At 64.3% G+C, this 23,738-nt stretch carries 16 protein-coding genes and 3 rRNA genes; 2 read left to right on the plus strand and 17 right to left on the minus strand.

Features of this window, described 5'->3' with window-relative positions:
- Window positions 1-17: 17 nt before the first annotated feature.
- The 9 genes from mnhG to K8P10_RS09540 all read right to left on the minus strand — a co-directional run bounded on the left by mnhG (window position 18) and on the right by K8P10_RS09540 (window position 11,937).
- A complete protein-coding gene (gene mnhG, locus K8P10_RS09500) occupies window positions 18-389 on the minus strand; it encodes a monovalent cation/H(+) antiporter subunit G (protein ID WP_224778691.1) in 372 nt (123 codons plus the stop codon).
- Window positions 382-720: a monovalent cation/H+ antiporter complex subunit F gene (locus tag K8P10_RS09505; protein WP_224778692.1), complete on the minus strand. Its 339-nt coding sequence runs from the start codon at window positions 718-720 to the stop codon at window positions 382-384. The genes mnhG and K8P10_RS09505 overlap by 8 nt, the downstream gene beginning before the upstream one ends.
- The gene (locus tag K8P10_RS09510) at window positions 717-1,298 is read right to left on the minus strand and encodes a Na+/H+ antiporter subunit E (RefSeq protein WP_224778693.1); all 582 of its coding nucleotides are present in this window, start codon (window positions 1,296-1,298) and stop codon (window positions 717-719) included. Before K8P10_RS09510 ends, K8P10_RS09505 begins: the two co-directional genes overlap by 4 nt.
- The gene (locus K8P10_RS09515; RefSeq protein WP_224781259.1) at window positions 1,295-2,983 is read right to left on the minus strand and encodes a Na+/H+ antiporter subunit D; all 1,689 of its coding nucleotides are present in this window, start codon (window positions 2,981-2,983) and stop codon (window positions 1,295-1,297) included. The genes K8P10_RS09510 and K8P10_RS09515 overlap by 4 nt, the downstream gene beginning before the upstream one ends.
- 2 nt (window positions 2,984-2,985) lie before the next feature.
- Entirely contained in the window at window positions 2,986-3,495 is a 510-nt protein-coding gene (locus K8P10_RS09520) for a Na(+)/H(+) antiporter subunit C (protein ID WP_224778694.1), read from the minus strand.
- Entirely contained in the window at window positions 3,492-6,392 is a 2,901-nt protein-coding gene (locus tag K8P10_RS09525; RefSeq protein WP_224778695.1) for a Na+/H+ antiporter subunit A, read from the minus strand. Before K8P10_RS09525 ends, K8P10_RS09520 begins: the two co-directional genes overlap by 4 nt.
- A gap of 162 nt (window positions 6,393-6,554) precedes the next feature.
- Window positions 6,555-6,671, minus strand: a 5S ribosomal RNA gene (rrf, locus tag K8P10_RS09530).
- 151 nt (window positions 6,672-6,822) lie between these two features.
- Window positions 6,823-9,936: ribosomal RNA gene (locus tag K8P10_RS09535) — 23S ribosomal RNA — on the minus strand.
- Window positions 9,937-10,409: 473 nt separating this feature from the next.
- Window positions 10,410-11,937 (minus strand): 16S ribosomal RNA (locus K8P10_RS09540).
- Together the 16S, 23S and 5S rRNA genes form the textbook arrangement of a ribosomal RNA operon.
- Window positions 11,938-12,539: 602 nt before the next feature.
- On the opposite strand from K8P10_RS09540, the gene tgt reads away from it, so the two are divergent.
- Window positions 12,540-13,898 (plus strand): tRNA guanosine(34) transglycosylase Tgt, encoded by a 1,359-nt coding sequence (gene tgt / locus K8P10_RS09545; RefSeq protein ID WP_224778696.1) that lies wholly within the window; start codon window positions 12,540-12,542, stop codon window positions 13,896-13,898.
- Here the strand turns inward: tgt and K8P10_RS09550 are convergent.
- Genes K8P10_RS09550 through K8P10_RS09570 form a run of 5 tightly spaced genes read right to left on the minus strand, consistent with a single transcriptional unit; the run spans window position 13,841 to window position 19,295 of the window.
- Window positions 13,841-14,545 carry a queuosine precursor transporter gene (locus K8P10_RS09550; protein ID WP_224778697.1) on the minus strand — a complete coding sequence of 235 codons (705 nt, stop codon included), beginning with the start codon at window positions 14,543-14,545 and terminating at the stop codon, window positions 13,841-13,843. The two genes, tgt and K8P10_RS09550, sit on opposite strands and share 58 nt — an antisense overlap.
- Entirely contained in the window at window positions 14,538-15,527 is a 990-nt protein-coding gene (locus tag K8P10_RS09555) for an NAD(P)/FAD-dependent oxidoreductase (protein WP_224778698.1), read from the minus strand. The genes K8P10_RS09550 and K8P10_RS09555 overlap by 8 nt, the downstream gene beginning before the upstream one ends.
- Before the next feature lie 5 nt (window positions 15,528-15,532).
- Window positions 15,533-17,080 (minus strand): glutamate--tRNA ligase, encoded by a 1,548-nt coding sequence (gltX, locus tag K8P10_RS09560; RefSeq protein WP_224778699.1) that lies wholly within the window; start codon window positions 17,078-17,080, stop codon window positions 15,533-15,535.
- An 11-nt stretch (window positions 17,081-17,091) separates the two neighbouring features.
- On the minus strand, window positions 17,092-18,345 hold the full coding sequence (locus K8P10_RS09565) for an MFS transporter (RefSeq protein WP_224778700.1): 1,254 nt from the start codon (window positions 18,343-18,345) through the stop codon (window positions 17,092-17,094).
- A complete protein-coding gene (locus tag K8P10_RS09570) occupies window positions 18,342-19,295 on the minus strand; it encodes a LysR family transcriptional regulator (protein ID WP_224778701.1) in 954 nt (317 codons plus the stop codon). Before K8P10_RS09570 ends, K8P10_RS09565 begins: the two co-directional genes overlap by 4 nt.
- 81 nt (window positions 19,296-19,376) lie before the next feature.
- Here K8P10_RS09570 and K8P10_RS09575 point away from each other — a divergent pair, with 81 nt between their 5' ends.
- On the plus strand, window positions 19,377-20,438 hold the full coding sequence (locus K8P10_RS09575) for an aminotransferase class V-fold PLP-dependent enzyme (RefSeq protein ID WP_224778702.1): 1,062 nt from the start codon (window positions 19,377-19,379) through the stop codon (window positions 20,436-20,438).
- A gap of 19 nt (window positions 20,439-20,457) precedes the next feature.
- Here the strand turns inward: K8P10_RS09575 and rlmN are convergent, their stop codons facing one another.
- Genes rlmN through K8P10_RS09590 form a run of 3 tightly spaced genes read right to left on the minus strand, consistent with a single transcriptional unit; the run spans window position 20,458 to window position 23,735 of the window.
- Window positions 20,458-21,777, minus strand: coding sequence for a 23S rRNA (adenine(2503)-C(2))-methyltransferase RlmN (rlmN, locus tag K8P10_RS09580; protein ID WP_224778703.1), 1,320 nt, complete (start codon window positions 21,775-21,777; stop codon window positions 20,458-20,460).
- 54 nt (window positions 21,778-21,831) lie between these two features.
- A complete protein-coding gene (locus K8P10_RS09585; protein ID WP_224778704.1) occupies window positions 21,832-22,623 on the minus strand; it encodes a fumarylacetoacetate hydrolase family protein in 792 nt (263 codons plus the stop codon).
- Window positions 22,620-23,735 (minus strand): branched-chain amino acid aminotransferase, encoded by a 1,116-nt coding sequence (locus K8P10_RS09590; RefSeq protein WP_224778705.1) that lies wholly within the window; start codon window positions 23,733-23,735, stop codon window positions 22,620-22,622. Before K8P10_RS09590 ends, K8P10_RS09585 begins: the two co-directional genes overlap by 4 nt.
- Between the last annotated feature and the right edge of the window lie 3 nt (window positions 23,736-23,738).

The raw sequence follows: 23,738 nt of genomic DNA on the forward strand, positions 1-23,738 counted from the left end.
CGTGTCGTGCAAACGTGTCACGAGCCCTGTTCGCGCTCTGCACGCTGAGCAGCCTCGATCGCGGGACCGAGCTCGTCGATCACCAGCGTCTCCTCGTCGATCTGCCCCGCTCGATAGGCCGCCCGTCCCACCATGTGGGCGGCGACCGGGGCCGTGAGCGACTGGAAGACGAACACCGGGACGAGCGCGATGAGCGTTGCGAACGAGCGGTCCTCCAGGGCGATCGCTGTGATCATCAAGAGCAGGCCGAAGATCTGCGGCTTGGTCGCCGCGTGGAGCCGGCTGAGCGCATCGGTGAAGCGCAGGAGGCCGATTCCCGCAGCGACCGAGAGGAGTGCGGCGAGGAAGACGCAGATGATCGCGAGCGTGTCGAGGATCTGTTCAAACATTGCTCGCCCCCTGGCTCGTCTCGCCCGGCTGATCGTCGAGTCCGGGAGGACCCGTCTCGTTCACTCCGCGCCGACGCACGTACCGCGCCACGACGATGGTCGCGAGGGTGGCGGTCGCCGCGACCACGGTCATCAGCGGAATGGAGTCGGTATGCCCGCGGATGACCATGTCCATGCCGGCGGCCAGGACCAGTGTGGTCAGCAGAACGTCCGAGGCGACCATGCGGTCGAGGATCGTCGGGCCCCGGACGATCCTGACGATCGCGCAGAGCGCCGTCACGGTGAGGCCGACGCCGGCGGCGATGCAGAGAGTGAGGGTGAAAACGCTCATGCGGTCGCCTCCATCTCGCTGCGCGAGCCCACGGCGAGGATCAGGAGCCGTTCGATGCGGTAGACCTCTCGACGCATCTCGCGGATCTCCTTCTGCGTCGGCGTGTTGATGACGTGGAGGTAGAGGATCGACTGAGCACGATCCACCTCGGCTACGAGCGATCCGGGGATGAGCGAGTTGGTCAGGCCGACCATGGTCATGATGAAGTCCGACCGCGTGCGCAGGTGGACCGCGATGATGGAGGTCATCGGCACCGGCCCCGGGCGAACCGCGAGCCACGCCACCTGGAAGGATGCCACGGCCACATGCCAGAGGAAGTATCCGAGGTAGACGAGCGCCCACCAGGGATTGAACCGGCCGGCGAGCGTCACCGGGGGGAGGTAGAACACGCGCGTCGCCGTGATGGAGACCACCACGCCGCTGATGAAGGACATCCACGAGACCTCGTGCCAGAGCGCCATCCAGGTCACGATGAGCCCGATGAGCAGCGGCAGCTCATGCAGCCGCACCACGCGCTCGATGCGTCCTGCCCGGAAGCGCCGCTTACCGCGACTCAGTCGTCCGGTGTCTGCGCTCATGGGATGTCACTCCCCTCGATCTCCTCGGTGATGTCGATCGGCGACGAGTCGTCCGGCTCTGTCGTGCCGCTTCCGCCACCCGGGCCGTCGTGGTCTCCGAGCACTGCCTGGAGCAGCTGCGAGGGGTGAGCCATATTGTCTCCGGCCCTGGTCGCATACCCGTAGAGCGGACCGGCGAAGACCGTAAGCAGCACGCTGATGCCGACCATGCCTGCCGTGGCGGCCGTCATGAGCTTCGGGGTCTCTCGCTGCTCGCGCTGCGGCTGAGCATCCGGCGCATCGTGCAGCGTTTCGAGCATCGCTTCTTCACGTTCGCGGAGCATGATGGCCTCGGACGATGCGGTCTTCAACGGCTGCGCATCGGAAGTCACCCGAGGTCGCCAGAAGGCGAGGACCCAGACGCGGGCGAGCGCGTAGAGCGTCAGCAGGGAGACCGCGGCACCGATCCCCATCAGCCAGTACGCGCCGGGAGAGGCGAGGTCTGCTGCGACCGTGAAGAGCCCCAGCTTCCCGATGAAGCCCGAGAACGGAGGGATGCCGCCCAGGTTCAGCATGGGGATGAAGAAGAGGATCGCGATGATCGGGGCGCTCCGGAGCATACCGCCGAGGCTTGCGAGCGAGGTCGAACCGCCATGGCGTTCGATCAGGCCGACGGCGAGGAACAGCGTCGTCTGCACGATGATGTGGTGAGCGATGTAGTAGATCGTGGCAGCGAACCCTGCGGCGTTCGCCATGCCAATACCGAAGATCATGTAGCCGATGTGACTGATCAGCGTAAACGATAGCAATCGCTTGATGTCGAGCTGCGAGACCGCACCGAGAATGCCGACGACCAACGTCAGCCCAGCGACGACGAGCAGGAGGCCGTCGATACTCGACTCGGGGAACATCTGGGTCTGGGTCCGGATGATCGCGTAGACGCCGACCTTTGTCAGCAGGCCGGCGAAGACAGCCGTCACCGGTGCGGGAGCCGTCGGGTAGGAATCCGGCAGCCAGAATGCCAGCGGGAAGACTGCAGCTTTGATCCCGAAGGCGATCACGAGCATCAGGTTCAGGATCAACTGGATGTTGTCCGGCAGTTCGGCGATGCGCACGGAGAGCTGCGCCATGTTCACGGTGCCCGTAGCACCGTAGACAAGTCCAATGGTCGCGAGGAACAGGATCGAAGAGACCAACGAGACCACCACGTAGGTGATGCCTGCGCGGATCCGCGCGGTCGTGCCGCCGAGCGTGATGAGCACGTAACTGGCCACGAGCAGGATCTCGAAGCTCACGTAGAGGTTGAAGAGGTCGCCGGCGACGAACGCGTTGCAGACGCCTGCGCCGAGTACCAGGTACGTCGGATAGTAGATGGAGACGGGAGTCTCCTCGTCGCCGTCGGCGAGACCCTGACCCAGCGAGAACACGAACACCGCGAGCAGGACCACCGCGGAGACGGTGATCATGAGCGCGGACACGCGGTCCACCACCAGCGCGATACCGAAGGGGGCGGCCCAGCCGCCGACCTCCATCACGAGCATCCCGTGCACGTCGACAGCCCACATGAGGGTGCCGCCGAGCGCCGTCACGACGATGAGCGACACGAGGGTGACACCCTGCTGCACGCGCCGTCGACCGGGAACGATCAGGGCCGCTGCCGCGCCGAGCAGCGGGACGAGGACGACGAGCGGAACAAGCGCGGTCATGCTCATGACTTGCCCTCCCCTCTCGTGTGCGACCGGTCGACGACCTGCGTCGGCTGCGTGGATGTATCCGGCTCGGCAGCCTCCGAGTCATCCGAGAACTCCCGCGACTCCGCGAGGTCCTCGTCGGTGACCTCCTCGGTCGTGAGCTGCTGAGTCGAAGTCGGCAGTTCGACGTCGTCCTCGTCGTCGCGCACGCGGTCCTCGTGCTCGTGAGCGAGACGCCAGGAGCGGTAGATCAGCGCGAGCATGAACGCGCTGATGCCGAACGTGATGACGATCGCGGTCAGGATGAACGCCTGCGGGAGCGGATCGCTCATGTCGGAGGGGTCCGCGCCGCCGACGAGCGGAGCGGCACCGAAGCTGCCCGACATCAGGAAAATGAGCAGGTTCGTCGCGTTGCCCACGAGCAGGAACCCGAGCAGAATGCGCGTCAGCGCGCGATCCAACATCAGATAGATGCCGCACGCGAACATGACGACCATGACAGCGACCAGGACCAGTGGCATACTCATCGTTTCGGCACCTCCCCGATCACCAATCCCTTGTTGTCCTCCATCTCGTGCTCATCGATCTCGGCACCGAGACTCCGCAGCACGTCGAGGATGAGGCCGAACACCACGAGGTAGACGCCGATGTCGAACACCGTCGAGGTCACCAGCGGGAGGTCGCCGAGGAAGCCGAGGTCGATATCGACCCACGCGGACGCGAGTGCGCTCTGTCCGAAGAACAGCGGAATGATGGCCATCGATACCGCGAGGCTCAGGCCGGTGCCCAGGATCTTGCCCGCGTCGAGCGGGACCGTCGCGCGGAGCTCATGGCGGCCGCCGGCGAGATACCTGGCGACGAGCGCAAGTCCGGCGACGAGGCCCCCTGCGAATCCGCCGCCTGGCGTATTGTGACCGGTCAGCAAGAGGTAGATCGAGAGAATGATCAGCGCGTGGAAGATCAGCCGGACGACGACCTCGAGGAAGATCGAGCGGTGCGCCGGGTCGAGCATGCGCCCCGCGAGCACCCATGCCTCACGGCGGGTCTGATCGTTCGGGTCCGCGATGCGCGCGAGGTGCTCCCGGGCCTGCGTCCGAGCGTCGCGGCGACTGAGTTTCGGACTCATGTCCACGCGGCTCTTCAAGAAGATCAGCGAAGCCACACCGGTGGCCGCTGCCAGGATGACGGAGAGCTCCCCCATCGTGTCCCAACCGCGAATGTCGACGAGGGTCACGTTGACGACGTTCGAACCGTGCCCGCCGCCGTACGCCAGCTCGGGGAAGAGCAGCGAGATCGGATCGGCGACCCGTGCGCCGAGAGCGATGAGTGCGACCACGCCCATCAGCAGTCCGACGCCGCCGCCGATGAGCGCTCGCGTCAGGCGGACTCGAGCCGTCGGACGAGAGCCGCCGATGTGCTGCGGGAGCCTGCGGATCACCAGCACGAACGCAATGAGCGTCACGGTCTCGACGAGCGCCTGAGTGACCGCGAGGTCGGGCGCACCGTGGAGGGCGAAGATCGCGGCCATCCCGTACCCGGTGACGCCGACGAGCACGAGCGACTGGAACCGAGTGCGGGCTCGCAGCGCGAAGATCGCCGCGGCGATCATGATGATCGCGATCGGAACCTGCGCGGGCGACGACATCCATTCGATGGAGACGGGCCAGGTCTGGGTGCCGATCAGCGTGCCGCCGACGACGCCGACGAGCACGATGAGGATCACCGAGAGGTAGAACGGCAGCGATCCACGCTGCGTCACCGCGGTGAGGCGCACGGCGAAGCTGTCCACCCAGTAGGTCACCACCCAGTAGGCGTGGGAGGCGGAGAAGCGCTCCGATGGTGCCGGCAGCAGGGGGTCGGTCCGCGAGAACAGCTTCGCGAGCACGACACCGACGCCCAGTACCAGTACGGAGATGACGAGCGCGGTAGTGAACCCGTGCCAGAGCGCGAGATGTTCGGGCTCTGCCGAAGGCACACCGTCGACCATGGCCTGGAACCAGGGGTCGAGCGCCCCTGCGAACAGACCGCCTGCCAGCGCGAGCAGCACGAATACGACGGGGGCGATCAGGATCGACGTTCCCATCTCGTGCTTCACCCCGCAGGTCTGCACGCCGGACTTCGCAGCGAACGCACCCCAAAGGAAGCGGCCCATGTACGCGACGGTCAGCACACTGCCGAGCACCGCGATGCCGAGCGCCAGGTACGCGATCGGGAGCTCGTGCCCGATCTCGAGCATTTCAGCGAGACCCGCCTCCTTCGAGACGAATCCGATGAAGGGCGGGACGCCCGCCATCGACAGCGACGCGAACACGGCGACAGTGGTGAGCAGCGGAGCCTGGCCACCCAGTCCGCTGAGCTTTCGGAGGTCGCGGGTGCCCGTCCGGTGATCGATGATACCCACAGTCAGGAAGAGCGGGGCCTTGGCGACCGCGTGCGCGAAGAGGAGCGCGAAGCCGGCGAACGAGGCACGAGGATCACCAATGCCGAACACCATCACCAGGAATCCGAGCTGACTCACGGTGCCGTGCGCAACGATGAGCTTGATGTCGTACTGGCGGAGCGCACGGATGCCTCCGTTGAGCATCGTAATGCCGCCGAGGATCACCAGCGTCTCGCGGTATCCCGGCACGTCGGCAAATGCCGGGGTGATGCGGGCGATCAAGTAGATACCCGCCTTCACCATCGCCGCGGCGTGCAAGTATGCGCTCACCGGCGTCGGCGCCGCCATCGCGCCGGGCAGCCAGAAGTGGAAGGGGAAGATCGCGGACTTCGACAGCGCGCCGACCAGCACCAGGTAGACCGCAGCGACGGCGGCTGGCCCCTGCGGCGGGTGCGCGACGATGTCTGAGAGCAGTGAGCTCCCGGCGCCGGCCGACAGAATCACCAGCCCGACGAGCATCGCCAGGCCGCCCAGCGTCGTCACGATGAGCGCCTGGAGCGCCGCCGCCCGGCTCGTACGGAGCTTCGACGAGTGGCCGATCAGGAGGAACGAGAAGATCGTCGTGCTCTCCCAGAAAATGAAGAGCAGGTACACGTCGTCAGCGAGCACCAGCCCGAGCATCGACGCCAGAAACCCCAGAAAGACCGCTCCGAATCGGGCGAGCCCCGACTCATTCCGATCGAAGTACCGAGCGCAGTACAGCAGCACCAGCGCGCCTGCGCCGGTCACCAGCAGCGCGAACGCGAGCGAGACGACATCGAGCCGGAAGGTGAAGCTGAGGTCGACCTGCGGCACCCAGGCGATGGACTCGACCTCGACGTGGCCGGCAAGCACCCGAGGCGCCTGCGTCGCGAAAGCCACCGTCGCGACCAGCGGCGCTGCGGCGATGAGGAAGAACGACCGGCGCCCGAAACGGCGAATGACCGGATAGATCAGAAGCGAAAGGATTCCGAGGGCGAGCAGTGTGCTCGTCATCAATCCCATGCACACCCCGATCCGTGATCCGTATCTCGCTGGCAACTAGTCTACCGGAACTGGGCCCGGAACTTCGAACCGTGCATACCGATCGAGGCATGCGCAATTTGGGCATAAAAAAAGGGGGTCACCGTGAGCCGTCATTGACTCATGGTGACCCCCAGTGAAGAGGTCCGGCGGTGTCCTACTCTCCCACACCCTCCCGAGTGCAGTACCATCGGCGCTGTCAGCCTTAGCTTCCGGGTTCGGAATGTAACCGGGCGTTTCCCTGACGCTATAACCACCGTAACACTATCGACACAACCCACACCCACACCCCTAACCGGGATATGCGGGCATGTGGTCATACATCGAGAACCACAAAGTAGACGCGAACACCATCAAGGCTTCATCATTACGCTGATCACTCTTCCCCAGCTCTTGATCCAGGGAACAAAGTGTTATCAAGTCATCGGCTTATTAGTACCAGTCAGCTCCACACATTACTATGCTTCCACATCTGGCCTATCAACCCCATCATCTGTAGGGAGCCTCACACGCCCGAAGGCGCAAGGAAATCTCATCTCGAGGCCGGCTTCCCGCTTAGATGCTTTCAGCGGTTATCCATCCCGAACGTAGCCAACCAGCCATGCCCTTGGCAGAACAACTGGCACACCAGAGGTCCGTCCAACCCGGTCCTCTCGTACTAGGGTCAGATCCTCTCAAATTTCCAACGCGCGCAGAGGATAGGGACCGAACTGTCTCACGACGTTCTAAACCCAGCTCGCGTACCGCTTTAATGGGCGAACAGCCCAACCCTTGGGACCAACTCCAGCCCCAGGATGCGACGAGCCGACATCGAGGTGCCAAACCATGCCGTCGATATGGACTCTTGGGCAAGATCAGCCTGTTATCCCCGAGGTACCTTTTATCCGTTGAGCGACAGCGCTTCCACAAGCCACTGCCGGATCACTAGTCCCGACTTTCGTCCCTGCTTGACCCGTCAGTCTCACAGTCAAGCTCCCTTGTGCACTTACACTCGCCACCTGATTACCAACCAGGTTGAGGGAACCTTTGGGCGCCTCCGTTACATTTTGGGAGGCAACCGCCCCAGTTAAACTACCCACCAGGCACTGTCCCAGAACCCGATCAGGGTCCGTAGTTAGATATCCAATATGACCAGAGTGGTATTTCAACAACGACTCCACCAACACTAGCGTGTCAGCTTCACAGTCTCCCACCTATCCTACACAAGCCACACCGAACACCAATACCAAGCTGTAGTAAAGGTCACGGGGTCTTTCCGTCCTTCTGCGCGTAACGAGCATCTTTACTCGTAGTGCAATTTCGCCGAGTTCACGGTGGAGACAGCTGGGAAGTCGTTACGCCATTCGTGCAGGTCGGAACTTACCCGACAAGGAATTTCGCTACCTTAGGATGGTTATAGTTACCACCGCCGTTTACTGGGGCTTAAATTCACAGCTTCGATCCCGAAAGATCTAACCGCTCCTCGTAACCTTCCAGCACCGGGCAGGCGTCAGTCCGTATACATCCACTTGCGTGTTCGCACGGACCTGTGTTTTTAGTAAACAGTCGCTTCCCACTGGTCTCTGCGGCCACCACACCCTTTCGGAGTAAATCCTAATAAGTGGATGGCCCCCCTTCTCCCGAAGTTACGGGGGCATTTTGCCGAGTTCCTTCACCGTGATTATCTCGATCTCCTTAGTATTCTCTACCTGACCACCTGAGTCGGTTTGGGGTACGGGCAACCGTAAACCTCGCGTCGATGCTTTTCTCGGCAGCATAGGATCACTGACTTCCCCTTTACGGGTCCCCATCACATCTCACCCAAAGCCCCCAAATATTACTCGGGGACGGGCTACATGCTTAGCCCGGGACAACCATCGCCCGGGACCAGCTACCTTCCTGCGTCACACCTGTTAATACGCTCACCACCCCAGTTCGGGTTCACAGCCGCACACCACACATCACCCGAAGGATCCGTGTAACGCTTGGTTTGTTTAGCACTACTGGTTAGGTCTTTGACGGTTTACAGCCGGTACGGGAATATCAACCCGTTGTCCATCGACTACGCCTGTCGGCCTCGCCTTAGGTCCCGACTTACCCAGGGCAGATTAGCTTGACCCTGGAACCCTTGGTCTTCCGGAGGACGGGTTTCTCACCCGTCTTTCGCTACTCATGCCTGCATTCTCACTCGTGTAGCATCCACGGCTGGATCACTCCGCCGCTTCACTCGCCACACGACGCTCTCCTACCCATCCAACGGACTGAACCACGAAGGCTTGTCTATACGTTAAATGCCACAGTTTCGGTGGCGTGCTTGAGCCCCGTTACATTGTCGGCGCGGAATCACTTGACCAGTGAGCTATTACGCACTCTTTCAAGGGTGGCTGCTTCTAAGCCAACCTCCTGGTTGTCACAGCAACTCCACATCCTTTACCACTTAGCACGCGCTTTGGGACCTTAACTGGTGATCTGGGTTGTTTCCCTCTCGACTATGAAGCTTATCCCCCACAGTCTCACTGCTGCGCTCTCACTTACCGGCATTCGGAGTTTAGCTGACGTCAGTAACCTTGTAGGGCCCATCGGCCATCCAGTAGCTCTACCTCCGGCAAGAAACACACAACGCTGCACCTAAATGCATTTCGGAGAGAACCAGCTATCACGAAGTTTGATTGGCCTTTCACCCCTATCCACAGCTCATCCCCTCAGTTTTCAACCTAAGTGGGTTCGGTCCTCCACGACGTCTTACCGACGCTTCAACCTGGCCATGGATAGATCACTTCGCTTCGGGTCTAGGACACGCGACTGAATCGCCCTATTCAGACTCGCTTTCGCTCCGGCTCCCCCTCACGGGTTAACCTCGCCACGTATCGCTAACTCGCAGGCTCATTCTTCAAAAGGCACGCCGTCACACCAACAAGGATGCTCCGACGGTTTGTAAGCAAACGGTTTCAGGTACTATTTCACTCCCCTCCCGGGGTACTTTTCACCTTTCCCTCACGGTACTTGTCCGCTATCGGTCATCTGGGAGTATTTAGGCTTATCAGGTGGTCCTGACAGATTCACACGGGATTTCTCGGGCCCCGTGCTACTTGGGATACACACCACGCGGCCACACCATTTCGGATACGGGACTCTCACCCACTCCGGCCGCCCATTCCAAGGCGTTCTCCTATAGCATGACGCTCACGTTGGAGGCTCAGCAGCGCCCCCAGGCATGTCCCACAACCCCGCGCATGCAACCCCTGCCAGGTATCACACATGCACGGTTTAGCCTGATCCGGTTTCGCTCGCCACTACTCCCGGAATCACTATTGTTTTCTCTTCCTGTGGGTACTGAGATGTTTCACTTCCCCACGTTCCCTCACCCCGCCCTATATATTCAGGCGGGAGTCACCAGCTCCCATAAAGGGGCTGGCGGGGTTTCCCCATTCGGAAATCCTCGGATCACGGCTCGTTTATCAACTCCCCGAGGCTTATCGCAGATTACGACGTCCTTCTTCGGCTCCAGATGCCTAGGCATTCACCGTTTGCTCGTAGCAACTTGAAATCACATAAGTAATCAGAAACACACACCCGAAAGTGTGTGAAACCAATGAATAAAGAATTTTCGCGAATCACACCCACAACCCCGCAAAAGGTCATGCATGCTTAACGATTCGCGAAGATGCTCGCGTCCACTGTGTAGTTCTCAACGTACAACCGGTACCACCCCCACGAACAACACGTTCCGTGAGCGCGGCCCGAAGACCAACACCCCCAACCAGCACCACCACCGAAGCGATGATCCCAGCAAGAGGGCCTGGGCCTTCAGGACCCAATAGTATGCACTCGTGAAACTTTCACTCACACACCCACACGTTCCGACCAGACCCCGCAAAACGAGGCAGATGTACTAGCACAGGCGAGCAAATCAAAGCTTGCTTTGTCAAATGTTCCACCCATGAGCACTCAGCACCACACATTCGGTGATGATCTGAGCTTTTCTCTGCGCAACCACAAGGGCTGCGAGTTGCTCCTTAGAAAGGAGGTGATCCAGCCGCACCTTCCGGTACGGCTACCTTGTTACGACTTAGTCCTAATCACCAGTCCCACCTTCGACGGCTCCCTCCACAAGGGTTAGGCCACCGGCTTCGGGTGTTACCGACTTTCATGACTTGACGGGCGGTGTGTACAAGGCCCGGGAACGTATTCACCGCAGCGTTGCTGATCTGCGATTACTAGCGACTCCGACTTCATGGGGTCGAGTTGCAGACCCCAATCCGAACTGAGACCGGCTTTTTGGGATTCGCTCCACCTCGCGGTATCGCAGCCCATTGTACCGGCCATTGTAGCATGCGTGAAGCCCAAGACATAAGGGGCATGATGATTTGACGTCATCCCCACCTTCCTCCGTGTTGACCACGGCAGTATCCCATGAGTTCCCACCATTACGTGCTGGCAACATAGGACGAGGGTTGCGCTCGTTGCCGGACTTAACCGAACATCTCACGACACGAGCTGACGACAACCATGCACCACCTGTATAGAAGTGTCCAAAGAGTGAATCATTTCTGACCCGTTCTTCTATATGTCAAGCCTTGGTAAGGTTCTTCGCGTTGCATCGAATTAATCCGCATGCTCCGCCGCTTGTGCGGGCCCCCGTCAATTCCTTTGAGTTTTAGCCTTGCGGCCGTACTCCCCAGGCGGGGAACTTAATGCGTTAGCTACGACACAGAACCCGTGGAACAGGCCCTACATCTAGTTCCCAACGTTTACGGCATGGACTACCAGGGTATCTAATCCTGTTCGCTCCCCATGCTTTCGCTCCTCAGCGTCAGTTACGGCCCAGAGATCTGCCTTCGCCATCGGTGTTCCTCCTGATATCTGCGCATTCCACCGCTACACCAGGAATTCCAATCTCCCCTACCGCACTCTAGCTTGCCCGTACCCACTGCAGGCCCGAGGTTGAGCCTCGGGTTTTCACAGCAGACGCGACAAGCCGCCTACGAGCTCTTTACGCCCAATAATTCCGGACAACGCTTGCACCCTACGTATTACCGCGGCTGCTGGCACGTAGTTAGCCGGTGCTTTTTCTGCAGGTACCGTCACCCGAAGGCTTCTTCCCTACTAAAAGAGGTTTACAACCCGAAGGCCGTCATCCCTCACGCGGCGTTGCTGCATCAGGCTTGCGCCCATTGTGCAATATTCCCCACTGCTGCCTCCCGTAGGAGTCTGGGCCGTGTCTCAGTCCCAGTGTGGCCGGTCACCCTCTCAGGCCGGCTACCCGTCGTCGCCTTGGTGAGCCATTACCTCACCAACAAGCTGATAGGCCGCGAGTCCATCCATCACCGAACCAGTCTTTCCAGCAACTGACCATGCGGTCGCTGCTCGTATCCAGTATTAGACGCCGTTTCCAGCGCTTATCCCAGAGTGATGGGCAGGTTACTCACGTGTTACTCACCCGTTCGCCACTCATCCACCCCAGCAAGCTGGGGCTTCAGCGTTCGACTTGCATGTGTTAAGCACGCCGCCAGCGTTCGTCCTGAGCCAGGATCAAACTCTCCGTAAAAAACTGATGCAACCCCTCCAGCGGAATAAGCCAGAAGAACTGCGAGTTTGACCTGACAAACAGAAACCAATCAAAACTGACGATTTCAATAATTTGTCCAAAAAAGGAATCACCAACACCAACCAAAAATGATCGATGCCGGGGATAATAAATTGGCATTTGACAATCAAGTGCACACTATTGAGTTCTCAAGGACCAGACACCCACCGTAACCCCTCACCAGGGCCTCCGATAGGCAACTTGTCAAGCTTACCAGACTCTCTCACTCACCGCAAACCGTGATTCGCAGCTCATACAACACCAATCCGAAGACCGGCAGGCCGATATTCCCTCACCCCCGAAGCGGTGAAGCTCTCGACCCAGAGAGCAGAAGCGGATCTCCACGATACCCCACCGCACCACAACACACAAGTCATGATCCGAGCAGTACCCGAAGGCTCCTCCCGCGATTCCGAGTGACTCACTTCCGTGTCTCACTCCGTCTCGCTGACAAGGGAATACATTACGCGGGCCCGGCCCCCACCAGCAAACACACCCCGTACGCCGGGCGTGTCTCCGCATAATTCCGCGGATCTGCTCTCTCGAGCCCGGTTCCTGCTTGAATGGTCTCCGTGTCAGATCTCACGGAACACTCGGCTTCCCTCACTCCCCCGCCCTCTCCGGCTGACTTCGGCTTCGATGTCGAACACCGACTCGAGAGCGGAGGCGCGACCGGGAGCGCGGGGCAGCCTCTCGGTAGAACCGGGGTCATTCGGACCCCGCACGGAGACATTCAGACGCCCGCGTTCATTCCTGTGGGAACCAAAGCGACGGTGAAGGCCATGCTTCCCGAGACGGTGTCCCAGCTCGGCGGCCAGGCGGTGCTGGCGAACGCGTACCACCTGTTCCTGCAGCCCGGCAGCGACATCGTGGACGAGGCCGGCGGACTCGGACGGTTCATGAACTGGGACGGACCGACGTTCACGGACTCCGGTGGTTTCCAGGTGATGTCACTCGGGGTCGGCTTCAAGAAGGTGATCTCGATGTCCGAGCAGGCGTACGTCGACGCCGAGGTCATCGCGAAGACGAAGGACCGTCTCGCACAGGTCGATGAGGACGGCGTCACCTTCAAGTCGTTCATCAACGGCGACCGCCATCGCTTCACTCCCGAGATCTCGATGCAGATCCAGCACCGACTCGGCGCGGACATCATGTTCGCCTTCGACGAGTGCACCACGCTCTTGAACACGCGCCCGTACCAGGAGGATTCGGTGGCGAGAACGTCACGGTGGGCGGTGCGCTGCCTCGATGAGCACGCGGAGCAGACGGCTGCCCGTCAGCATCGCCCGTATCAGGCGCTCTTCGGCGTCGTGCAGGGTGCCCAGTACGAGGACCTCCGTCGCCGGGCGGCGCGTGAGCTCGCGGAGATGTCGGGGGCCGAGCACACGGAGCAACGCTTTGACGGCTTCGGCATCGGCGGGGCACTCGAGAAGACCGAGTTGAGCACCATCGTCGGCTGGGTCACCGATGAGCTGCCGGAGGCGAAGCCTCGACACCTGCTCGGCATCTCCGAGCCGGACGACCTCTTCGCGAGCATCGCGGCCGGGGCCGACACCTTCGACTGCGTCGCACCGTCACGTCAGGCACGGGGTGCCACGCTGTACTCGAGCGGTGGCCGGATCAACGCGAAGGCGGCGAAGCACCGCCGTCGCTTCGAACCGATCGACCCCGAGTGCGATTGCTACACGTGCGAGCACACGACGGCGGCGTACCTCCACCACCTGTTCAAGGCGAAGGAGATGCTCGCCTCGACCCTCGCCACGATCCACAACGAGCGATACATCGTGCGACTCGTCGACCAGATCCGCGCAAGCATCGTCGACGGGACGTTCGCTGAGTTCCGTGAGACGGTGCTCGGCCGCCTCTACGGCCCCGAGTTCGCGCGCGAGGCGGCGCTTGCGGCTGGTCGAACTTCGGTCTGACGGGTCTCGGCGCGCCGGACCGCGGCGATCACGCGCGTCGTGATCGGGAGGAGCACCACCTCGGCGAGGCACTTGATCGCGTAGCCGAGGGCGGTGTAGCCGATGAAGTCCCAGCCCTCCAGCACGCCGAAGAAGGCGATGGTGCAGAACACCACCGTATCGGCGAGCTGCCCGGCGAGGGTCGAACCGATGAGGCGCGTGCGCAGGAACCTGCCCGAGGTCCAGCGACGCATCCGGTCGAGTACCCAGGCGTTGATGAGCTGACCCACCAGGAAACCGCAGAGACTGGCGGCGACGATCCGGGGGACGAATCCGAGAATGGTCTCGAACGCCTCCTGGTTCTCCCACCCGTCCGCGGCCGGCGAGAGCTGCGTGACCCAGATGGTGAGCGACGTGAGTAGCGAGAGCGCGAATGCGGTGAAGATCGTTCGTCTGGCGGCCTTCAGCCCGTAGACCTCGGCGAGCACGTCGCCGACGATGTACACGAGCGGGAAGAGGAAGACGCCGCCGTCCACGATGAAAGGCCCGAAGGCGATGAGTTTCACCGCCACGATGTTCGAGATGAGCAGCAGCCCCACGAACGCGGCCGCGACGATCGCGTAGCGGGATCCGACACGGGCAGCGTGCTGCCCTGCCGGCTCAGTCATCGATCTGTCCCACTCCGAGCGCTCCGCGGATCATATCCATGTTCAGGCGCGCGGCGACTCGCGCCCCGTTGCCCGCCGCGATGATGAGCTGCTGCGGTCCGGGCGGCACGATGTCTCCGACCGCATACACCCCGCGGATCGAGGTCTCGCCCTGATCGCTGACCGTGATGAGCCCCCAGTCATCCCGCTCGACCGACTGTGCGTCGAGAAACTCGACGGGTGCGTGCCACCGAGGTCGGATGAACCCCCCGACCCGCGGAATCACCGTCCCATCGACGAGCCGCACTCCGGTCATACCGGCTCGCTCGCCCACGACGTCGTCGATCGCCCGCCGCTCGACGTGGATCCCGATCCGCGCAAGCTGCTCCTCCTGCTCGGGCCGGATCGTGTCGGCTCCGTTGGTGAACACGATGAGGTCGGAGCTGAATCGGCTGATGAGCAAGGCCCGGGCGAATAGGTCGCTGGTCTCGCCGATGAGCACGAGCGGTTTGTCGGTCTTCTCGAACCCGTCGCACTCGACGCAGCTGTGCAGTGCCGTCCCGTAGTAGGCGCGGATCGTCGGCAGCGCCGGCAGTTCCTCCGTGAGGCCCGCCGCGATGAGTACCCGGCGCGAAACGAACTCCACGTCGGCCGCCCCGCGGATTCCGGTGCCCCGAACGCGGAAGCCGATACCGTCGGGGAAGCCGACCGCGAGCGCTTCCGCCTCGCTGAGAGGGGTGATCTCGCGGGTCATCGCCTGCGCGAACGTCGCAGTCGGGTACGCCTCGAACTCTTCCCTGCCGAGCTTGCGCAGCTCGAGCGGGGGCGCCCCGTCACGGGTGAGGAAGCCGTGCGACTGGAGCGTGGCGGAGTGCCTCGGGCGGTTGCTGTCGAGGATCGCGATGCGGCGATTCGCTCGCACGAGCTGCAGTCCAGCCGAGAGCCCTGCAGGGCCCCCGCCGATGATGGCGACCCCGATCGGCAGCTGTTCAACGGCGGTCATGAGGACTATCCCTCCTGCTGGTCGGCCAGGTACGCGCGCAGACGATTGAGACGGCTGAGCGTCTCCTCGCGTCCGAGCAGTTCGAACGATTCGAAGAGCGGCGGCGACACGCGACGGCCCGATGCCGCGACTCGAAGCGGACCGTACGCGAGTCGCGGCTTCAGCCCCATGTCGTCGATGAGTACGACCTGCAGCGCCGCCTGGATCCGCTCGGTCTGCCACTCCGTCTCGGCGACTGCTGTAAGCGCGCGCTCGCCGGCCTCGAGCACGTCCACGGCATCGCCCTTCAGCGACTTGAGCGCGTCGGGTTCGTACGTGAGCGCGTCGCCTGAGACGAACAGGAAGCCGAGCATTCCGACGACCTCGCTCAGGACCGTGACCCGACTCTGCACGAGCGGAACCGCCCGGTGCACGATGTCGAGCTGCTCGGGTGAGGGCTCGATCGGGAGTGCTCCCCCGGCGATGAGGTAGGGCAGGATCCTGGCTTCGAAGTCGTCTTCGGCGAGCAGCCGGATGTGGTCGGCGTTGATCGCGTCGGCCTTCTTCTGATCGAAGCGCGCCGGGTTCGGGTTGACGTCGGCGATGTCGAACGCCGCCACCATCTCGTCACGGCTGAACACGTCCCGATCGGCCGAGATCGACCAGCCGAGCAGCGACAGGTAGTTGAGCAGTCCCTCTGGAATGAACCCGCGGTCGCGATGGTGCAGCAGGTTCGACTCGGGGTCTCGCTTCGAGAGCTTCTTGTTCCCCTCGCCCATGACGTACGGGAGGTGGCCGAACTGCGGAATGGCGGCGGAGACGCCGATCTGCACGAGTGCGTGGTGCAGTGCGATCTGTCGCGGCGTCGACGAGAGCAGGTCCTCGCCGCGCAGCACGTGCGTGATCCCCATCAGGGCGTCGTCGACCGGGTTCACGAGCGTGTAGAGCGGCGCTCCGTTCGGCCGCACGACGACGAAGTCGATGGTCGAACCCGCCGGGAACGTGATGTCGCCTCTGACGAGGTCGGTGAACGAGAGATCCATGTCGGGAACCCGGAACCGGAGAGCGGGGCTCCGCCCCTCCGCGCGGAAGGCGGCACGCTGCTCGTCCGTGAGGTCGCGATCGAAGTTGTCGTACCCGAGCTGCTTCGGCCGTCCGGCCGCCTCGTTGCGCGCGTCGATCTCCTCGGCGGTCGAGTAGCTCTCGTAGAGATAGCCCTCTGCGAGGAGACGCTCGATGATCTCGCGGTAGATCTCACCGCGCTGCGACTGACGGTACGGAGCGTGGGGTCCCCCCTCCGATGAGCCATCGGTCGAGATTCCCTCGTCCCAGTCGAGACCGAGCCAGCGCAGCGAATCGATGATCTGCCCGTAGCTCTCCTCGCTGTCACGGGCCGCATCGGTGTCTTCGATGCGGAACACGAATGTTCCGCCGACGTGCCGAGCGTACGCCCAGTTGAAGAGCGCCGTCCGGACCATGCCGACGTGCGGCGTGCCCGTCGGCGATGGGCAGAATCGCACCCGCACATCGCTGCCGGTTGCGGAGGAGAACTGGGGAATCGTTGGCTCTGACATCGCTCCCCAGTCTATCGCCGTGCGGCCACCGCGAGCCGCACCGTCGCGAGCGCGCCGAGCACGATGCACGCCCCCATCACGGAGGAGAGCAGCGGAAAGCCTCCGGTCGCGAACACAAGTCCGGAAAGGGCGCCGACTGTCGCCCCTGCGGCGTTCATCATCGTGTCCGACTGCCCCTGTCGTTTCGGGCGGACGTCAGCCGGTGCGAGCGAGGTGAGCAGGGATGCCCCTGAGATGGTCACCATGCTCCATCCGATGCCGAGCAGGATCAGCGCCACTTGGATCACCCACACCGTGTCCCCGCCGAAGCCGGTGCCGAGCGCCGCCAGTGTCAGCGCCGCGAATCCGCCGAGGAGCACCGGGAGCGGCCCGATCCGGCTCGTCAGCACGCCGAAGACCGGCGAGAGCGCGTACATCCCGGCGATGTGCATGCTGATCGTGAATCCGACGAGCGTCACGCTGCCGCCGTGGTGCATGAGATGCAGCGGGGTCATCGCCATGAGGGCGACCATCACGGCGTGCCCGAGCGCCACGACCGCCATCGCGAGGAACTGCGGCGTAGCGGACGCGGAGCGGATGCCTGCCGCGGGGTCGGCGTCGGGACCGGCACCGGCCGGTTTCGGTGCCGCCGCGATCGCCCGGGCTTCGAGCAGCGGGTCGGGCCGCAATCCGATCCAGACGACGAGTCCGGCGGCCGCCTGCGCCGCCACCGTGAATACGAAGATTCCGGCGAGTGGCGGGATCCCGAGCGACTCCCCGATCACCTCGCCAGGTCCGATGAGGTTCGGCCCCGTCACCGCTCCGATGGTGATCGACCAGACCACGAGCGAGAGATCCCGTGCACGTCTGGCCGGCGTGGCGAGGTCGGTGGCCGCAAATCGCGACTGCAGCTGCACCGCCACTGCGACCCCGAGCACCGCGAGCCCGATGAAGAGCGCCACCGGGGTGCGCGTGGCGGACGCTGCGATGATGAGGATCGCGCCGAGCACCGCGATCGCGCTGCCCGTGCTGAGGGCGATCCGCCGCCCCCGTCGCGCAGCAAGACGAGCCAGCGGTATCCCGGCGAGCGCCGCGCCCAGCGCGTTCATCGTCGATCCGAAGCCCGACAGCGATTCGACGCCCGTGACATCGACGATGAGCAGTGCACCGGCGGAGAGCGACGCTCCCACGCCGAGACCGCCGAGCACCGTCGCGAGCGCCAGCACACCCACGATGCGCCGCTGCGTGCGGTCCGGGGCGCCCATGGCGGGGCGCACCTCGGTCACGCCGCGTGCTCCAGGCCCCAGCATTCCCCCTCGACGGCGTGCAGCAGACGCTTCGCCAGGCGTACCTGCGGGCTCTCGTTCGCCGTGGCCATCGAAACGAGTCCGATGGTGCGATACCGGGCGGGGGCGAGCGGCAGCGCGACGGCGTCGTCTGGCAGTGTGCGCGCCGCGGCGAGGGCGAGACCCGGCACCATGGCGACCGCACCGCCGGCGGCCGCCATCGCCAGCATCGCGGGAACGTTGTCCGTCTCCTGGATGATGTCGGGCTCGAAGCCGTGCTCCTTCGCCGCCGTGAGCAGGTGTCCCCGGCACTTCTCGCAGCCGGCGATCCAGTGCTCCTCCGCGAAGTCGGAGAGATCGAGGGCCGGAGCACCACTGGCGGCGCGATCCTCCGAGACCACCAGGCGCACCTCCTCGCGCCACAGCGGGGTGAAGACGCTCCCCGCGGGAAGCTCAGCGGCTCCCGCGTAATCGAAGACGAGGGCGCAGTCGACCTCGCCGTCGCGCAGCAGCGAAACCGCAGCCGGGGGCTCAGCCTCGCGGTACTGCAGCGACACCTCAGGCGCCTCCGTGCCGAGGGCGCGCATCATCGCGGGCACGATGGTCGCCGAAGCGGAGGGGAACCCCACCAGACGCAGGGTGCCGGCGCGCTCGCCGCGCAGGTCGTCGATCGCCGCGAGGGCGGCATCGATCTCCGTGACGACGGTGCGGCCGTGATCGGCGAGGATACGACCGGCAGGTGTGAGTCGGATCCCTCGTCCGTTGCGTTCGATGAGCGGCACCGCGAGGCGGGTCTCGACGCGCTTGATGCGCTGGCTGACGGCGGGCTGGCTCAGTCCGAGCGAGGCCGCCGCAGCGGTCAGCGAGCCCGTCGTGTCGAGGGCGTAGAGTATACGGAGTTCCGTCGAGTCGATGGAGCCGAGCGGATCGGCGTGACGTTGAGCGCTCATGCGCACATTATAAGCATAGATGAAGTAAATCATCACAAGCATTCTCTTCAGTTATGCCCTGCGCTGCCCTAGTCTGGCGGCATGCACGCAGCAGCCACCCTTGCCACCCCCGCACCGGCCTCGGCGTTCGACCGCGTCCCCGGGTACCTCGCCGCCTGCACCGCCGGGCTCCCCACGCGCGAGACGGTCGACGCCATGCGGTCCGCCGTCGACGTCTGGGCAGCGGGCAGACTCGACGCGAGCGAGGCCGGGGCTCAGCTGGAACGCTGTCGCGCGCTCTTCGCGACCATCGCCCGCGTGGACCCCGCGCAGGTCGCGACGGGCTCGCAGGCTTCGCAGCTCGTCTCCGTAATCGCGACCGCGGTACCCGACGGCGCCGAAGTGCTGTGCGTCGAGCAGGACTTCGCATCTTTGACGCACCCATTCGAGCAGCTCAGCGGCCGCGGCGTCCGCGTGCGCTACGCACCGCTCGATTCGCTCGCCGAGGAGATCGGACCCGACACCGCCCTCGTTGCGTTCTCCGCCGTCCAGTCCGCGTCTGGAGCGGTCGCCGACGTCGACGCGATCTGCGCAGCGGCCGCCCGCGCCGGCGCCCTCACGCTGGCCGATCTCACTCAGTCCCTCGGCTGGCTCCCCGTCGGCGCCGACCGATTCGACTTCACCGTCTGTCACGCGTACAAGTGGCTGTGCGCGCCGCGCGGCGTCGCGTTCCTCACGGTCCGGGCTGGGCTCGAGGATCGCCTGACCCCGCTCGCCGCCGGATGGTACTCGGCCGACGATGTCTGGTCTTCGTGCTACGCGGGCCACACCCCGCTCGCCGTCGGAGCGGGACGCTTCGACGTTTCACCGGCCTGGCAGGCCGTCGCGGGCACCGAACCAGCGCTTCGCCTCTTCGCCGAGCTCGACCCCCGCGCGGCCCACGCGCACGCCATCGCGCTCTCTCACGCCGCGAGCGACGCGCTCGAACTCCCGCGGCGGGATTCCGCGATTCTCACCTGGTCCGATCCCGAGGGCGCCGATCTCGCGGCGATGCGCGCGCACGGGATCGTCGCGTCCGGGCGCGCCGGGAACGCGAGAGTCGCGTTCCACCTCTGGAACACTCTCGAAGATGTCGACATGCTCGCGGAGGCGCTGCGACGCTGAGCGCCCCTCGCCCGCGGGGCTAGTGGACCTCGGCGTAGGCCTCGGCCTCGCGCTTGTCCTCTTCGGTCGCCACGAGCTGGCCGCAGGCTCCGTCGATCTCCTTGCCGCGAGTATCGCGGAGCGTCGTCGGCACCCCGGCCGCGTTCAACCGGTCGACGAACTCGCGGGTCACCTCGCGCGTCGAAGACGTCCAAATGGAACCCGGCGTCGGGTTCAGCGGGATCGGGTTCACGTGCACCCAGCCGCGGCCGCGTTCGTTGAGCCGCTGCGCGAGCAGGTCAGCGCGCCACGCGTGATCATTCATGTCTTTGATGAGGGCGTACTCGATCGAGACCCGTCTGCCGGTCGTCTCGTAGTAGTGATACGCCGCGTCGAGCACCTCGTCGACCTTCCAGCGACTGTTCACCGGGATCAGGTCGTTGCGGAGCTCATCGTCTGGAGCGTGCAGCGAGAGCGCGAAGGTGATCGGGATGTCCTCGTCAGCGAGCTTCCGGATCGCCGGGGCGAGGCCGACCGTTGACACCGTGATGCCGCGGGCCGACATGCCGAGCCCCTCGGGCGCCGGATCGATCATCCGGTGGACGGCGTTCATCACGCGCTTGTAGTTGGCGAGCGGCTCGCCCATGCCCATGAACACGATGTTGTTCACGCGCTCGGGCTCCGCTCCGTTGCCGACGGTGCGCTGGTGCCCGAGACCGCCCTCTGCGATGACGCGGTTTGCCTGCACCACCTGGTCGAGGATCTCGGCCGTCGACATATTCCGCGTGAGGCCGGCCTGACCCGTTGCACAGAACGGGCAGTTCATGCCGCACCCGCACTGACTCGACACGCACAGCGTGATGCGCCCGGGATACCGCATGAGCACCGACTCGACCAGGGCCCCGTCGAACAGGCGCCACAGGAACTTGATGGTCGCGCCGTCGTCCGTCACGAGTCGCTTCACCTCGGAGAGGAGCGGCGGGAAGAACGTCTCGGCGATCTCGTCGCGCCGGTCCTTCGGCAGGTCGGTCATCGCCTCGGGGTCGGTGGTGTGGTGCTCGAAGTAGTGCTTCGAGATCTGTCGCGCGCGGAACTTCGGGAGCCCCATTTCGACGACCTTCGCCTCGCGCTCGGCGAGCGTGAGGTCGGCGAGATGCGTCGCCGGCTGCTTCACCCGCGGCGAGGCGAACTGGAGCGTCGGCCGACCGTCCGGGTTGGTGATCTGCTGCCAGCCCTCGGCCTTCGGACGCACCTGCGGGCGCGTTTTAGCTGCGCCGGGACGCGTCTTGATGAGGCGCGGTTGCTCGCCGGCGCGATCGCCGCGGTCGCCGTCCGGGTGATTCAGTCTCGAGGGATCCACCCCGATATTCTCTCACGCCGACCGCGACGAACCTGGGCCGCCCGTCGCGCGGGGTTACCGCACGGGGTTGCGCAGGATCCCGATCCCCTCGATCTCCACTTCGACCGAGTCTCCCGCTTCGAGCCTGCCGACACCGGCCGGGGTGCCCGTGAGGATCACGTCGCCCGGCAGCAGCGTGAACGCCTGCGACGCGTGCGCGATGATCTTCGGGATGTCGTGGATGAAGAGCGCAGTCGACGTCCGCTGCTTCTCGTCGCCGTTCACCCGCGTCGCGAGCTCCACGTCTGCGAGGTCGAGATCCGTCTCGATGACCGGCCCTAGCGGGCAGAAGGTGTCGAATCCCTTTGCGCGCGCCCACTGGCCGTCGGAGAACTGCAGATCGCGAGCCGTCACATCGTTCGCGCAGGTGAAACCGAAGACGCGACTGAGCGCATCCTCCTCTGAGACGTTCTTCGTCACCGCACCGATGACGACGGCGAGCTCGCCCTCGAATTCGACGCGCTCAGAGATCTCGGGCCGCACGATCGCGTCGTCCGGGCCGATGATCGAGGTGTTCGGCTTGAGGAAGAGCAGCGGCTCGGGCGGCGCAGTGCCGTCGCCCGTCTGCCCCGCCATCTCGGCGACGTGATCGGCGTAATTCTTGCCGACGCACACGATCTTCGAACGCGGGATCACCGGAGCGAGCAGGCGCACCTGCTCGAGCGGGAGCCTCCGGCCGGTCGTCTCGTACCCGGCCATCATCGGGTCGCCCGTGAGCTCGACGACCTCGATGCCGTCTCCGCTCTCGGCGGCGTCCAGAACGCCGTATGAGATCTCGTCGTCGATCTGGAATCGTGCGACCTTCATCGTGCGGGGCTCCCCTCGAGTGCTGGAACGATCTCGGTCAACCAGCCGAAGCGATCGGGCCGGGTGCCGAACTGGATGCCGGTGAGCTCCTCGCGCAGCGACATGGTGAGCGAACCGGGTGCGTGGTCACCGAAGTCGATGTCCCTGCCGTCGGCGGTGCGGAGCTGCCCGATCGGTGTGATGACCGCGGCGGTACCGCACGCGAACGCCTCGGTGATGGTGCCCTGGGCCACGCCCTCGCGCCACTCGGACACGGTGAGGGGGCGCTCTTCGATCGCGTGGCCGCGATCCTGAGCGAGCTCGATCAGGCTCTTGCGGGTGATGCCGGCGAGGATGTTCCCGTTCAGCTCCGGGGTCACGAGCGTCCCGTCGGAGCGCACCAGGAAGAGGTTCATGCCCCCCAGCTCGTCGATCGTGTCATCGGTCTCCGAGTCGGTGAAGAGCACCTGGGCGCAGCCGTGCTCTGCGGCCTCGTTCTGCGGCAGCAGCGAAGCGGCGTAGTTGCCACCGCACTTGGCGGCACCGGTGCCGCCGTGTCCGGCGCGCGCCCAGTGCTCGGACAGCCAGATCGACACGGGCTTGACCCCACCGGTGAAGTACGGTCCTGCCGGGCTCGCGATCACGAGGAACCGGGCCCGCCGTGCCGAGCGCACCCCGAGGAACACCTCGTCAGCGATCATGAATGGACGCAGGTAGAGGCTCTGGTCGGCTGCCGTCGGCACCCAGTCTGCGTCGATCGCGACGAGCTCCTGGACGGAGCGCACGAACAGCTCCTGCGGCAGCTCGGGCAGCGCGAGCCGCCTCGCCGAGTCGTTGAGGCGCTGGGCATTCGCCTCCGGCCGGAAGGTCACGATCGAGCCGTCAGGGCGTCGGTACGCCTTCAGCCCCTCGAAGATCTCCTGCCCGTAGTGCAGCACGGACGAGGCGGGGTCGATCTGCAGCGGCCCGTATGGCAGGACCTGCGCATCGTGCCAGCCGTCCTCCTCGGTCCAGGTGATCGAGACCATGTGATCGGTGAAGTGGGTGCCGAAGCCGGGGTCGGCGAGGATGCGCTGCCGATCCTCGGCCGGCAGGCGCGAGGCTTCGGTGCGGGTGAATGCGAGGTCGGTCATGTG

Origin of the sequence: Leucobacter sp. Psy1, assembly GCF_020096995.1 — a bacterium.
GTDB lineage: Bacteria > Actinomycetota > Actinomycetes > Actinomycetales > Microbacteriaceae > Leucobacter.

What these genes read in the sequence shown, in the direction of transcription:
- mnhG (WP_224778691.1), bottom strand. Translation starts at nt 389, where the DNA reads ATGTTTGAACAGATCCTCGACACGCTCGCGATCATCTGCGTCTTCCTC.
- K8P10_RS09505 (WP_224778692.1), bottom strand. Translation starts at nt 720, where the DNA reads ATGAGCGTTTTCACCCTCACTCTCTGCATCGCCGCCGGCGTCGGCCTC.
- K8P10_RS09510 (WP_224778693.1), bottom strand. Translation starts at nt 1,298, where the DNA reads ATGAGCGCAGACACCGGACGACTGAGTCGCGGTAAGCGGCGCTTCCGG.
- K8P10_RS09515 (WP_224781259.1), bottom strand. Translation starts at nt 2,983, where the DNA reads ATGACCGCGCTTGTTCCGCTCGTCGTCCTCGTCCCGCTGCTCGGCGCG.
- K8P10_RS09520 (WP_224778694.1), bottom strand. Translation starts at nt 3,495, where the DNA reads ATGAGTATGCCACTGGTCCTGGTCGCTGTCATGGTCGTCATGTTCGCG.
- K8P10_RS09525 (WP_224778695.1), bottom strand. Translation starts at nt 6,392, where the DNA reads ATGGGATTGATGACGAGCACACTGCTCGCCCTCGGAATCCTTTCGCTT.
- tgt (WP_224778696.1), top strand. Translation starts at nt 12,540, where the DNA reads ATGGTCTCCGTGTCAGATCTCACGGAACACTCGGCTTCCCTCACTCCC.
- K8P10_RS09550 (WP_224778697.1), bottom strand. Translation starts at nt 14,545, where the DNA reads ATGACTGAGCCGGCAGGGCAGCACGCTGCCCGTGTCGGATCCCGCTAC.
- K8P10_RS09555 (WP_224778698.1), bottom strand. Translation starts at nt 15,527, where the DNA reads ATGACCGCCGTTGAACAGCTGCCGATCGGGGTCGCCATCATCGGCGGG.
- gltX (WP_224778699.1), bottom strand. Translation starts at nt 17,080, where the DNA reads ATGTCAGAGCCAACGATTCCCCAGTTCTCCTCCGCAACCGGCAGCGAT.
- K8P10_RS09570 (WP_224778701.1), bottom strand. Translation starts at nt 19,295, where the DNA reads ATGAGCGCTCAACGTCACGCCGATCCGCTCGGCTCCATCGACTCGACG.
- K8P10_RS09575 (WP_224778702.1), top strand. Translation starts at nt 19,377, where the DNA reads ATGCACGCAGCAGCCACCCTTGCCACCCCCGCACCGGCCTCGGCGTTC.
- K8P10_RS09585 (WP_224778704.1), bottom strand. Translation starts at nt 22,623, where the DNA reads ATGAAGGTCGCACGATTCCAGATCGACGACGAGATCTCATACGGCGTT.
- K8P10_RS09590 (WP_224778705.1), bottom strand. Translation starts at nt 23,735, where the DNA reads ATGACCGACCTCGCATTCACCCGCACCGAAGCCTCGCGCCTGCCGGCC.